Genomic DNA, 12,307 nt, shown 5'->3' with positions numbered 1-12,307 from the left:
GAAGTCTGTTTCGAAACGAACGTTCGCCGGGAGGACCTTTGGGTCAAATCTCCAACTCTTGACAGTGCTTACCGCTGCGTCGCGCAAAAGCGGATTCCCAGAAACAACCCCCGCTTCAGTCACCTTCCCCCTGCCGTTTAGGATAAACCATAGCTTTACGATACCTGCAACACGAGCTGCGCGGGCTCGCTCCGGATACGTGGGCAACACAGAACCAATCGGCTTCGGAAAGGATTGGTCCAAAGCTGAGACCGCCATTGTTACTACCATGAACATCAAACCCGTGGCTATTCCTGATCTAAGAATGTTCAAACTGGTTTCCCTTCTTGGCATCAGTGTCGACGCCGCTCGCGATCTAAAGTTCGGCTCATTGGCAGTTGCGACCACGGTTCGCGTCACTGGGTCGCTGGCGTCAAACCAGGCAGATCCTTCCGATACAGCCACACATCCACGAGGGCGATGACGAAGACCGGCAACAGATAAAGCACGAGTCCCGCCGTGATGTGTTCAGAGGGCACTAGACCCTTGTCCTTCCAGATGCCCCAAACGCCTGCTCCGAAAGCAACGAGGTAGTAAGCACAGTTGACGACTGCGCCTGCTTTCGACCATGTCGTTAGGTTGAGGGGATCATTGTTAGCGTAAGACCTGGCGAGCACATTTCCATTCTGATCGACCTCTTCCAGGAGACTCATCCCGTCATAGAGGTAATCGGTGGGGAAGGCAGCCCAGCGGACGATCCCGAGTACCCGATTCCCTACCGATTTCCATTCTACAAAGTGATCCGGAAGAGCTTGTAAACATGGAAGGGGGCGTGTTCCGGAACGCGGCGGTTTGTCATTTCTCGGAACTGCATTGCATCATCAAGACTCTCCAGAAGGCCGTGCTTATTTAGTCTGCCGCCCCATGCGGAACGGAGCCGAGGTAATTCCGCCGGGCTGTACCCACAGTTGGATAACCCGCTGATCGGAGTTGCCGTTGCCACATCGAATCCAAGCGCGACTGCTCCGGGGGGGATCGCATCGGCCTCGACACCGAGCAAGGGTTCCATCCCCTTGCGTTTGCGGTAGATCACCTGCGCAGCGATTCCCACGCCAAGCTTTGCTCCTGGCAATCGCACCAAAGATTTCACATCGCGAATCATTCCGAAGTCGTTTTCCAGGGCCGAGGTGTCCTGGTTCACGAATCGCGGGTTAGAGATGCGGCGTGCCTTTGCATCGAAGTAGTGAGACTGGAGGAACGAGGGCCACACTGTGCGGTCCACAGACAGAGGCCAGTCAAGATCCTTACGGAGCAAGTACGAGTTTCGGTGTTCTCTGGACCACACCTCCTTGGCATAGTCCTCCGCACGCAATCGAAGATCGAATCCCAGAGATAGAGTTTCCATCATTAGAGTTTATGAGTCTACACATTCCAGTGAGAAGGACCTCCGCGTTTTCTATGGCGTCACTGGCGGAACTCCCGGAGGAATATCGCCCTGTCCGTTCGCGATTTCTTTCCAGAGACACCCGCAGTCAGGAGCAGGTCGTTGTTGCATCTGCTCGATGTCCCAGTGAGTTCCCGGCCAGGGTTTATGCGGCCTGCTAGGCGGTACTTGATCCAAGCGGTAGCGCAAGCTCCCAACTGGAGGGACGCATGGCTGGCAATCCCTCTGACACTTCGCGCGGTTAGGATTGTGGACTTGCTGCATGTTGCCGGAGCTCAAAAAGTCGTTCCACCACCCGTACGCTTGACCCAGACCATAGAGTTGATAGGCGTCGTAAATGACCAGTCCAGCGTCTAAGCAAGCCAACCATGTAACCGGGCTTTCATAACACCACGCCCATGGCACAGGAACAGGTTCCAGTCCCGGAATCGGTACGGGCACTGCACTTGTCCCGGTCGGATCGATTGCATTGGTTGGAGAGTTGTTTGCGTACGGATAGAAGTTCGGGCCAGCTCCAAACCTCATTGGGTCTTCACTGAGGAAACGCCCGGCGCTCTCGTCATAATAACGGGCGCGGTAGTAATACAAACCCGTTTCCTGATCGAACTCACGCCCAGTGTATTGGAAAGGATTTGCGAGCGTGCCACTTGAAGCAGTCAACTTGCCGAACGAGTCATACGTGTAAGTGCCAGCCATTACTCCGGCGGAGTTGCTGAGCGCAGAGACTGAGCCAATTCCGTCCTGCTCGTAGTAACTTGTCGCACCAGAGCGAAGCTGCGCTAGCGGCTGATCGATGTTCAGTCCTTGCGAATAGCGGGCCACTGCGGCGCCCGACCCCAGGTGATATGGCCCAATGGCCTTTTGGCCTCGGCCGCCGTTGGCGTTTTCGTCCAGCTTGTCACGCCGTGGCACAACAATCACCGGGGCACCGTTTACCTGGAATACGACGGAAATGCCCAAACGCTTGTACCGAGCAATCGTCTCGGATGCGTCACCGATAAGCAGTGCACCCATTTCTCAAGTTCTACTGATTTGGGTGATCCATTTTGGCCGCCACATCCGTAACTCGCCTGTCGCTGGAACAGGGAGTTACCGCGCGCTCGCCGCGCGGTACTGCGCAGCAACCCTCCCAGGGGTGACGTGTCACCACCCCACACCCGACGCCGCAGGCAGCGCAGGTTTTGAACTGGTCTTTAGCAGTTCACTTCCGGCGGCTAGGACGGCTTCGGGGACACCCTTAAGCTGACCTCAGCATGGCTGAGCTGGGCATGACCACCCAGAACGGAATCGCATACACAAGCAAGCCAACTGCCAGGGCAAGGACTCCCAAGTGTGCAAAACTGAAGCCCGCTCCCCAGAACGCCCAAACGAAGAGAAGCAAGCAGACCACGCCATAGGCAACGGCAAGTCGGACACGGGTCTTGGCCACCAATCCCACGATTACACCCATGATCGCGAAGAGGATGAGGTTCGCACCAATCGCGACAGCAAGGGCAGCCGGTGCTCCGACGTTAGTCTCGATAACCCCCATCGGTTGAGCAGGCCAGAGCAAGAACACAAGATCACTAATGAACCCTTCCATGCGGGATGGATGCCGCACAACGTTCCAGACTAGCGGCCCGAGAAGACCGGCTCCAGCAAACACGAGAAGTGATTTCAGGATTCTGCTCATTCGCTCATACCTCCTACTTTGGCAATCCATCGAAGAACGGCCAAGGTCGTGGGCCGTTGTAATCACCGGCAGGTTCGCCATACTCCCGCAAGCACTCGCGTACAAAGCTCGTGCACTGGCGACTCGTGACTTTGTAGTTTCCGGGATTGTTGACCCGCCGAAGCCGACATTGAAACATGCACTGGTCTTTATCCTTCGGTGCCGGAATCGTTTTGCACTGTGGCTTTTTCTGCTCGTCGGGCTTGACCTTGCCAGGGCTGTCGATTGGATTGCCAGTGGGATAAAAGCCCTGTGTGCCTTGCTCTCCTTCCTGAGGGAGGCCGAAACCCACGTGACCAAAGCCCGCCGCCGCGTCCGAGTAGTAACAGACCTTAGTGTCGAGACCTAACGGATCAGCTTCTGACACTGGGTTCCCATCGGCATAGCGACAGAAGTTGACCCCACCACCAAACATTATCGGATCCTCGCTGAGGAACCTGCCGACGTTCTGGTCGTAGTACCGGAAGCGGTAGTTGTAGATTCCGGTCTCAGGATCGAACTCGCGCCCAGTGAACTGGAATGGGTTGGTGAGTGTACCCGTGGAACCGATCAGCTTGCCAAACGAGTCGTAGGTGTAGGTGTTCGCCAGCGCCCCAGCCGAGTTGCTCAGGGAAGTGACACTGCCAAGAAAATCTACCTGATAGTAGCTTGTGGTTGAGCCGCGCAGCTCCGATATCGGCTCATCAATGCTGGGGCCTTGGTTGTACCTGGCCAGCACGTTCCCCGAGGCGTCCAGCTCCTCCAGAAGATTTCTCCCGTCATAGAGGTAATTTGTGGTTCCATTCGAACTGCTCTTCTGGATGCGCCTTCCCATTGGGTCATATTTGAAGCTCACCGTGCCGCCCGTTCCCGGCAAGGTGACTGATGTCAGCCGGTTCTCGAAGTCCCAGACATAGCTGGTGGTGGCCGAGGAAGCCACTTTGGTCAGTGTGTTGCCATTGTTGTCATAGGTATAGCTAGCACTCGGAGTCGAACTCAGCTGGTTAGAGCTGTTGTAGGCGTACGGAGATGCGCTCATTGTGCTTAACCGGTTTCCAGTCGCGTCGTATGTGTAACTCTCGGCGGTCTGTCCGCCCTGCATCACGCTCAGTAGCTGATAAATGTTGTCGTATCCGTAATTTGAGGTCACACTGGTCGCGACGTCGGTTTTTGAGGTACGGTTGCCGGCGTTGTCGTAGGTGTAGCTGGCGCCATCGAGTGTGGTCGAACCCACCTGATGCAACACCGACAGCAACCGTGACAAAGAATCGTAAGCGTAATTAGTGTTGACCCCGTTGGGGCGGGTGAGCTGGGTACGTCTGCTCAGATTGTCGTAGCTGAAGCCGAAGCTCTGCGATTGGAAATTGGTTAGATTGGTCAGACGGTTTACAGTGTCGTAGCTATAGGTGTTCTGGCCGTTCTCGGGATCGGTAAATGACACCCGGTTCGACGCGGCGTCGTACGAGTAGCTGTTGGTAAATGTTCGAGCGGTCAGAAACGAATAGCTGGTTGTGGTTCCAGTCAGCCGTCCCATGTGGTCATAGGAGAACTGATACGTGCCAGTCGAATCTGAGACCTGGGTTAGCCGACCATCGAGGTCATACGTGTAGTTGACAGTCGCGCTGCCGGGATAAGTTTTGGTAGTGAGCCGGTTAAGGGCGTCATAAGCATAGCTGATAGTGTTTCCCTTGCGGTCAGTTTTGCTCAGCAGGTTGCCCACGGCGTCGTACGTGTAGGTTTCGATGAGAGTAGATGGGAACGTCGTTTTGGTAACCCGCCTGAAAGTATCGTAGTTGAAACTCGTCTGCCTGCCCAAGGCATCCGTAATGCTGCTAAGGTTACCTTCGGTATCGTATGCATAGCCGGTGGAATGCTGGCTGGCATCCGTTACTTGAGTGAGGCGGTCGGCGTCATCATACGTGTATTGGGTCACCTTGCTATTGCCATCGGTAGCAGAGGTCCGGCGGCCGCGCGAGTCGTACGAGACCTGTTTCATCTGTGGAAATCATTCCGGATTTTAGAACAAGAATGGTTATTATGTTCTGATTGTCGAACATTGTCAGGTTTATCCCGGCTGGACTCGCCATGCTTGAACATCCTGTGCACTGATGATAATCAGACTCAACTTCGCATTCTGAATGACCTGCTTGTGTGTGAGGGCTTGCAGGTGCTCCTCGAGGGAATTGGCGCGAAATCGTGCTTCCCGCTAGAATGAACTGATTCCCAGTGACTCTGAATCAAGGCGGGTTCTCTCAGCAGTGCATACAGGATTCTTAGAGAAGTTTGGGCTGGCGGCAGTTCTCGCGTCAGCCGTGATTGCCACAAGCTGCGGCGATACTTTCCGCCCCGTAGCCGCTCCCATAACCGCGCCCTCAGGGGACCCTAGTCTCACTCATTCCATGTTTGTAGTGAGCGCCAATGCTCCCGCCGCCGCGGGCAGTGTTTCCCAGGTGGATGTCTCCGGAGACAGCAATGTAGGCGCCATACGTGCCAGTGTGGGCCCGGTTCATGCGGGATTTTCGCCCCCCGGGCAGTCGCAGGTCTTTGTCGCCAATCGCGACGACGACACGGTCACCAGTTACTTTCCTTCGGTTGGCAGCATTCCGCCAACCACGATCAAGCTGTCTCCCGGCGTACATCACGCCCCCGTATATGTGGCTAGCACAAATAGCTCCAAGATGTTTGTAGCTGAGGCTGCGACGAACTCGATTGGCATGATTTCATCCGGCGTGCATACCCTGCTCTCGGAGATTGCAGTGGGAACCACGCCCGTGGCTTTGGTAGGGACAGCAGATGGCAAGAAGATCTATTCCATCAACCAGGCCAGCAATGATCTCTCTGCCATTGACGTTGCGAGTGGCACGGTCCTCACAACATTCGCTGTGGGTACGTCGCCGGTCTGGGGACAGCTCAGCCCGGACGGGTTGGCGGTTTATATATTGAACCAGGGTTCAAACGACATTTCCGTCGTTGATACGACGACTGACACGGTGATCGCGACCGTTCCAGTTGGCGCTTCGCCCAATTACATGTTCTTGAACTCGAAGACGAACCGGCTCTTCGTTTCCAATACCGGCGACAATACGATCAGCGTGCTCGACGTCTCTAAAACCATACCCACGAACTTGCCGCCGATCGCCATCCCCACAGCGGGTCTCACAGCAGTCACCGCACTTGGAAATGGAAGCCGGGCCTATGCCGTGAGCTTCCAGGGAATTTCAGGAAACAACGTGGTTCTTGCCCTGACCGTAATCAATGCCTTCAGCAACACCGTGTCCAAGACGATTGACCTCACGCAGCCGGTTGCCACAAATTGCGGCTCTGATACCAGCATCCTTACCGGAGTGCGCTTCCGGGCGTTCGTCGCGGCCGCGGCCGACAGTACCAAAGTTTACGTCTCCAGCTGCGACGCCGGTACAACTACGATTCTAAAAACGTCCAGCAACTTAAAAGTCGCCGCTATGCCGTCTCCGCGGAGCGCATTTCCACCGCCTGCACCGAAGGCGCAATCCCCTCCGCAGAATCCGGTCTTCATTGTGGCCGGACCGTAATGCCAGATGTTCTGACCCTTGGTGACAAGCGGGTATGCGCGGGCCGCTGCTAATCGCCCGCCGCTATGGCCCGTGCCTTTGGACGGCGGCGGTTATACCGCATGGCAATGTTCATAAAAACATTGCCGCTGCTGGTCTCGAAACACATGACCAACGCCTCGGTATCTTCAGTACTCTTCAGGCCTTCTCCCTGGTGAACTTCCGGAGGGTGAATCTTGAAATGAAAACCCTGGTCATTGAGAGAGCTAATAGCATTCCCGATCACTTGGTTCGCTAGCTCGCAGATAGCCTCTCGGACCGTCTCGTCAGAATCCGGTTTCTCTCCGCCCATCGTCTGACCAGCCATACGCCGGGCAGTCTCAACCTCGGCATCGAAAATAATCCGTCCTTCAATGTCGCCAGTGACGGTAACTATGGCGGCAATCCCCTTACTGCGGTAGGCCTCCTGGTCCATGCTGAAATTGCCCAGGCGAGTGCTGCGGCACTCGAGAGTGGAGGCGAGCACCGCATCGGCGGCGTTGATGAACGGCTGTATGAGCTCCATCCTCATGGCCTAGGCTCCTCCCGTCGCGGCACTGGCAACCACACATTCTTCTCCCATTACGTACTTAATTACCTCGTAGAGGACTTCGGGCTTGACCGGCTTTTGCACAAAGTGACGGGCGCCGCGCTGCAGGGCAGCCACGATATTTTCCTGGTAACCGACAGACGACACCATCACGATTCTCGCCTCCGGGTGCTGCCGTACGATCCGCTCGGCGGCTTCGATGCCCTCCATCAACGGCATGGTGATGTCCATAAGCACGATGTCTGGGGTGAGCCGCTCGTATTCAGCGATGGCGGCACAGCCATCGCCGGCTTCGCCCGCGATCTTGCCACCGAATGACTCGATCATGCGAGACAGGTTCTTGCGGGCAAAGACTGAATCATCCACCACCAAGTAACGGATCGCTTCGCCGTTCTTGCGGTGCACTGCCGCGAATTGCTCCATGACTAATCTCCCTCACTTACCAGACAAGTTCTTGCCATGCCGCTCACTAAAAGTCGGCACTGGCGTGCGCTGCTTTGCTTCCATCTCCTGACATGCACTGCGCCTGCAAAGTGTTGGCCAGAGCGTCCAGGGGAACCACTCGGATAGCGTGTCCGCGTTCGATAGCGGCGCGGGGCATGCCATACACGGTGCAAGAATCGGGACTCTGGGCAATGGTCATTCCCCCGGCGTCCTTAACCGCTTTCATGGCGTCGGCGCCGTCGTCTCCCATGCCTGTCATGAGCACGGCCACAGCCTTGGCCCCGAATTCCTCCGCCACCGAGCGGAACAGCACGTCCACTGACGGGCGATGCCCGTTCACCCGCGGATCATCCGATAGCACCACCACGTCTCCCAAGGGGGTCCGCCGTGCTCTCATGTGGCGGTTACCGGGACATACCAGGACCCGGCCTGCGCCAAGCAGATCGCCTGACTGGGCCTCTTTCACCTCAAGCGCCGAGCACTCATCCAGTCGCCGGGCGAACATTTCTGTAAAGCCTTCGGGCATGTGCTGCACCAGCAGGATGACCCCTGGAAAATCCGCTGGCAATTGCGAGAGCAGATACTGGATAGCGTTTGGCCCCCCCGTTGAAATTCCAACTGCGATCACCTTTGCCGGTGAATCCCTTTTGCGGGAGCGCAGCTTCTCTCCCTTTGGCGGCCCAACCGGCGGCATGACCGGTAGCTTGGGTGCGCCGCTGGCGGCTGCCACTTTGATCTTGTTGATCAATTCACGCGCCACTTCCTGCATATGCGCCGACGCGTCCCTCGGCTTGGCGACAAAATCGAAAGCCCCCAGCGCCAGCGCCTTGAATGTGGCCGAGGCTCCTTGAGTGGTATGGGAACTCACAACAATGACCGGCAACTTGTGCTTGCGGGTGATCTCACCCAGCGCCTGCATGCCACCCATACCCGGCATTTCCAGGTCGAGTGTAAGGACGTGAGGTTTTAGCTCCTCAATCTTTTTCAGGGCGAAAGCGCCATCCATCGCAGTTCCGACCACCTGAATGGAGGTGTCGGTCTGCAAAATCTGCGGAATCAGCTTGCGCATCAAGGCAGAATCGTCCACCACCAGAACTCTCACTGGTTGGCTCATGACGGGTCCCCCGTCGCGCTCGTGGGCACTGGGGCGCGCTCCGTTAGAACACCCGGCAACGCAGCGCCGGGACTTGGGGGACGTATACGGATGTAACGTTCCACAACTGCCGCCAGGTTCAGGATGAGCACCACGGTGCCATCTCCCAGAATCGAGGCTCCGCTCACCAATTCGGTCGAAACCACCTGCTGATCAAGTGGCTTGATTACGAGTTCTTCCTCACCCACAAGCTCATCCACGATCAGGCCGTATTTCCGTTCTCCCAGCGTCACCACCATCACGAACATTTTGGTCGTGTCCGAAGTGGTGCGCCTACCCAGACGGACCATGGTAAGGACGATCTTGCGGAGCTGAAGAACCTCGTGATTGTCCACGCGATGGATGTCTGCTTCTACAGCGCGTGTGATCTCCACCACCGAATTCAGCGGAATCGCATAGAGTCGTCCACCTACACGAAAGAGGAGAGCTTTGATGATGGCGAGCGTTAAGGGGACCTTGAGCAGAAATCTCGTGCCGGCGCCCGCCTGCGATTCAATGCTGACGGTGCCTTTAAGGCGATGGATCACGTTCTGCACGATATCCATTCCAATGCCGCGTCCGGATATCTCGGTGACCTCCTCGGCAGTGCTGAATCCTGGCCGGAAGATCAACATAGCCACTTCCTGATCGCTGAGCTTCGCTGCCTCCTCAGTCGTCAAAATGCCGCGCTCGATGGCTTTGCGCAGGACTTTCTTGGTGTCAATGCCACGCCCGTCATCGCTGACTTCGATCACCACCTGATTGCCCTGATGGTAGGCATTCAGACGAATGGTTCCTTTAGCCGCTTTGCCAGCCTTTTGGCGTGCTTCCGCGGTCTCCAACCCATGGTCAGCGGCATTGCGCACCAGGTGGGCCAGAGGTTCCGCTATTGCGTCCAGAATACTTTTGTCTAGCTCCGTATCCTGGCCGCTCAGCATTAGCCCGATCTCTTTACCACACTGTTTCCCTAGGTCGCGCACGATACGTGGGAAGCGCCGGAAGAGCTGCTCCACCGGCACCATACGTACCTGCATCGCGGAACGCTGCAGGTCATTGAGCACCCTGGTCTGGTAAGCCATGACATCGGCAAACTTGTTGCGAAGAACGTCATCCGGAAAACGTCGGCTGAAATCGTTCACCGTCTGCTGCAGCATGGATTTCCCGATGATCAGCTCGCCGATCAAGTTAAGTACGTGATCAATCCGGTCCGCGTCCACGCGGAGACTGTTTTCAAGGGTATGGACTCCTCCAGGGGCTGCCGGCGCCGCCTCTGCGGCAGTCGTGCGCGCTGTGGAATTAGTCTCCTGATGTTTGGCAATGATTTGACGCACCGCAGGCCACGTCTCAACCTTAATTTCGCTCGTCACCGCGGGAATGCGGCAGCGTGCAGCAATCCACTCGGCAGAGTTATCACTGACCAGCGCGGCTTCCACCAAGGTGGCATCTGTAACCAGCGCATCGGGATGGAGCGCCAGAAGTTCTCCGCACTGCTGCAGCACATTTTGCAGAAGCTGACGCGCGGCACTTCGCATTGGGCATTGTGGGTCAATGAAGGCGCTCACCCGAAAGACGTTCTTTCCGGCACGTAGAAAGTGTGCGATAGCCTGCCGTTCACCTTCCGTCCAGGAAGTTACGGGAGGAGGAATGCTTGCAGCTCTAGGGGCTTGTGACTTTGACGGCCGGAGACCACGAATCATCTGTTGCAGCGGTTCAGCCGCCGGCAGCTGCAGCTTGCCTTTGTAAGCCGCGAGCATGGCCTCGAACACGTCGGCAGCGCTCAGCACAAGCTCCGCAACCTGACTGGGTACGGCGCTGGTCACCTCCGGCGCCAGCGCATCTTCCAACTCATGCGCCAATTCACTGAGTTCGCGGAATCCACAGGCCGCCGAGTCACCTTTGATGGTATGGATGGTACGGCGGATGGCTCGTGCCAACTCAGGGTCTTGAGAGTTCTTCTCCAGCTTAAGCGCGTCTTCGTTGAGGGTCTGGAGCAGTTCCTGGGCACTCTCAAAGAACAACTGTCGCAATTCGGCGGCGCGGTCCTCGGAGAAGAAGCTCACCGGGCCACCTCAATGCGCTGGTGCGCGGTGCCATTGGCCTGATGGATCATGCGGAACTTCTCCGTGATCCCAAACAGTGTCTCCGCGTGCCCGATGAACAGATAACCGCCGGGATCCAGACAGCGATAGAATTTTTCTACTGCCCGCTGCTGCTCCGCCTGGTCGAAATAAATCATCACATTACGGCAGAAGATGACATCGTTATGCTGGGGCAAGAACTCGGTCTTGAGATTGTGGAAGTCGAAACGAACCAATTCCTTCACTGCTTTTTTTACGGCGTAGCGATCACCGACCTTGTCGAAGTAACGCAAACGGTAAGCAAAATCCACCGCTTCCATCTGGTTTTCGTTGTAGATTCCCTCCTGGCCTGCTCGCAGCGCGGAATAGCTGATGTCTGAAGCCAACACTTCAAACTTCCATGGCGGCGGCACTAGACTTTTAGCTGAACCAGTGCTGGGTATCAGCGGATTCCGAAGAGCGTAATAACCAATCGCGTCGCACATCAGCATAGCGATGGTGTACGCCTCTTGTCCGGTAGAACAACCCGCACTCCAGACGCGCACGCTGTAATCATGCTGCAGCTGTTTACGCTGCAGTAGCTCCTCCATTACCACCTTGTGAAAGAGTTCAAACTGCGCTTTGTTGCGAAAAAAGCTGGTCTCATTAATGGTGAGGTTCTCGAGCAATGCCGCCAATTCACGCTTGCCGTCGCTGCTGGTGAGCAACCTGTAATAACTGTAAAAGGATGGCGTTTGGCAGGCGCGCATACGGCGCTGGACACGGTCTTGCAAAAAGTGGCTGCGCCGGTCGTCGAAGTGCATGCCGCATTCCTGATAGACCAGCATCTGCAGAATTTTCAGCTCGGCTTCTGTGGGTGGTACTGCATTGACTACTGGGTTTAAAGGGTCGGTGACCTGCTGGGTCATTTCCCGCTCCCGGCCTGAGCCTTTGCCGCTGGGCTCTTTTCGCTCTTAGTCACGGAAGTGGCGTCATTCGACGCCGTCGGTCTTGGCGCAAGTTGCAGTAGTTTATCGAGCGCCAGCAGGATGATGAGCCTGCCTTTCACCTTGCCAACGCCGGTGACACAGTTGAGCCCGCCTTCCTGCAGCAGCGCCGGCGCTGCATCTACTTCCGAGGCCGGTAATTTGATTACCTCGGAAGCGGAATCCACGATCAAGCCCACCAACTTGCCTTTGGCTTCCGTAACTAGAATGCGATGTTTGCGGCCGGGCTGGGCGCTCGGCTCTCCAAAACGCTTGCGCAGGTCAACCACCGAGACGATCTTGCCGCGCAGATTTATTACTCCTTCGATGTAGTCGGGGGAGTCCGGCACTGCCGTGATCTCGGGAACACGCACAATTTCGTGGACCGAGGTGATAGGCACACCATAGGTCTCACGCCCGACCTGGAACCCGATAATGTGCAGCTCCTTTTCCATG

Annotated in this window: 12 protein-coding genes; 1 reads left to right on the top strand and 11 read right to left on the bottom strand. The window is 56.5% G+C overall.

Features of this window, described 5'->3' with window-relative positions:
- Positions 1-395: 395 nt before the first annotated feature.
- The 5 genes from VFA76_01555 to VFA76_01535 form a co-directional block, all read right to left on the bottom strand.
- Entirely contained in the window at positions 396-692 is a 297-nt protein-coding gene (locus tag VFA76_01555) for a hypothetical protein (protein HZR30524.1), read from the bottom strand.
- Positions 693-769: 77 nt separating this feature from the next.
- Complete coding sequence (locus VFA76_01550; protein HZR30523.1) at positions 770-1,387, bottom strand: hypothetical protein; 618 nt, start codon at positions 1,385-1,387, stop codon at positions 770-772.
- A gap of 48 nt (positions 1,388-1,435) precedes the next feature.
- Positions 1,436-2,437, bottom strand: coding sequence for an RHS repeat-associated core domain-containing protein (locus tag VFA76_01545; GenBank protein HZR30522.1), 1,002 nt, complete (start codon positions 2,435-2,437; stop codon positions 1,436-1,438).
- 223 nt (positions 2,438-2,660) lie between these two features.
- Entirely contained in the window at positions 2,661-3,095 is a 435-nt protein-coding gene (locus tag VFA76_01540; protein HZR30521.1) for a hypothetical protein, read from the bottom strand.
- Between the two features lie 13 nt (positions 3,096-3,108).
- Complete coding sequence (locus VFA76_01535; protein HZR30520.1) at positions 3,109-5,109, bottom strand: RHS repeat-associated core domain-containing protein; 2,001 nt, start codon at positions 5,107-5,109, stop codon at positions 3,109-3,111.
- 262 nt (positions 5,110-5,371) lie between these two features.
- Here VFA76_01535 and VFA76_01530 point away from each other — a divergent pair, with 262 nt between their 5' ends.
- On the top strand, positions 5,372-6,664 hold the full coding sequence (locus VFA76_01530) for a hypothetical protein (protein HZR30519.1): 1,293 nt from the start codon (positions 5,372-5,374) through the stop codon (positions 6,662-6,664).
- Between the two features lie 49 nt (positions 6,665-6,713).
- On the opposite strand, the gene VFA76_01525 is transcribed toward VFA76_01530, so the two are convergent.
- The 6 genes from VFA76_01525 to VFA76_01500 are packed head-to-tail and all read right to left on the bottom strand — an operon-like array spanning position 6,714 to position 12,306.
- A complete protein-coding gene (locus VFA76_01525) occupies positions 6,714-7,214 on the bottom strand; it encodes a chemotaxis protein CheX (protein ID HZR30518.1) in 501 nt (166 codons plus the stop codon).
- Between the two features lie 3 nt (positions 7,215-7,217).
- Positions 7,218-7,655, bottom strand: coding sequence for a response regulator (locus VFA76_01520; GenBank protein HZR30517.1), 438 nt, complete (start codon positions 7,653-7,655; stop codon positions 7,218-7,220).
- A 46-nt stretch (positions 7,656-7,701) separates the two neighbouring features.
- Positions 7,702-8,790: a chemotaxis response regulator protein-glutamate methylesterase gene (locus VFA76_01515; protein HZR30516.1), complete on the bottom strand. Its 1,089-nt coding sequence runs from the start codon at positions 8,788-8,790 to the stop codon at positions 7,702-7,704.
- The gene (locus VFA76_01510) at positions 8,787-10,868 is read right to left on the bottom strand and encodes a chemotaxis protein CheA (protein ID HZR30515.1); all 2,082 of its coding nucleotides are present in this window, start codon (positions 10,866-10,868) and stop codon (positions 8,787-8,789) included. The genes VFA76_01515 and VFA76_01510 overlap by 4 nt, the downstream gene beginning before the upstream one ends.
- Positions 10,865-11,794: a CheR family methyltransferase gene (locus VFA76_01505; protein HZR30514.1), complete on the bottom strand. Its 930-nt coding sequence runs from the start codon at positions 11,792-11,794 to the stop codon at positions 10,865-10,867. The genes VFA76_01510 and VFA76_01505 overlap by 4 nt, the downstream gene beginning before the upstream one ends.
- Complete coding sequence (locus tag VFA76_01500) at positions 11,791-12,306, bottom strand: chemotaxis protein CheW (GenBank protein HZR30513.1); 516 nt, start codon at positions 12,304-12,306, stop codon at positions 11,791-11,793. The genes VFA76_01505 and VFA76_01500 overlap by 4 nt, the downstream gene beginning before the upstream one ends.
- Position 12,307: the final 1 nt, after the last annotated feature.

The sequence above is a fragment of the Terriglobales bacterium genome (assembly GCA_035651655.1).
GTDB lineage: Bacteria > Acidobacteriota > Terriglobia > Terriglobales > Acidobacteriaceae > DASRFG01.
Note: the sequence above shows the minus strand (reverse complement) of the source record. Positions and strands in the feature narration are given on the sequence as shown.

Bases quoted from the DNA above. Each gene is read 5' to 3' on its own strand.
- VFA76_01555 (HZR30524.1), bottom strand. From the start codon at position 692: ATGAGTCTCCTGGAAGAGGTCGATCAGAATGGAAATGTGCTCGCCAGG.
- VFA76_01545 (HZR30522.1), bottom strand. From the start codon at position 2,437: ATGGGTGCACTGCTTATCGGTGACGCATCCGAGACGATTGCTCGGTAC.
- VFA76_01540 (HZR30521.1), bottom strand. From the start codon at position 3,095: ATGAGCAGAATCCTGAAATCACTTCTCGTGTTTGCTGGAGCCGGTCTT.
- VFA76_01500 (HZR30513.1), bottom strand. From the start codon at position 12,306: ATGGAAAAGGAGCTGCACATTATCGGGTTCCAGGTCGGGCGTGAGACC.
- VFA76_01535 (HZR30520.1), bottom strand. From the start codon at position 5,109: ATGAAACAGGTCTCGTACGACTCGCGCGGCCGCCGGACCTCTGCTACC.
- VFA76_01550 (HZR30523.1), bottom strand. From the start codon at position 1,387: ATGATGGAAACTCTATCTCTGGGATTCGATCTTCGATTGCGTGCGGAG.
- VFA76_01505 (HZR30514.1), bottom strand. From the start codon at position 11,794: ATGACCCAGCAGGTCACCGACCCTTTAAACCCAGTAGTCAATGCAGTA.
- VFA76_01525 (HZR30518.1), bottom strand. From the start codon at position 7,214: ATGAGGATGGAGCTCATACAGCCGTTCATCAACGCCGCCGATGCGGTG.
- VFA76_01515 (HZR30516.1), bottom strand. From the start codon at position 8,790: ATGAGCCAACCAGTGAGAGTTCTGGTGGTGGACGATTCTGCCTTGATG.
- VFA76_01520 (HZR30517.1), bottom strand. From the start codon at position 7,655: ATGGAGCAATTCGCGGCAGTGCACCGCAAGAACGGCGAAGCGATCCGT.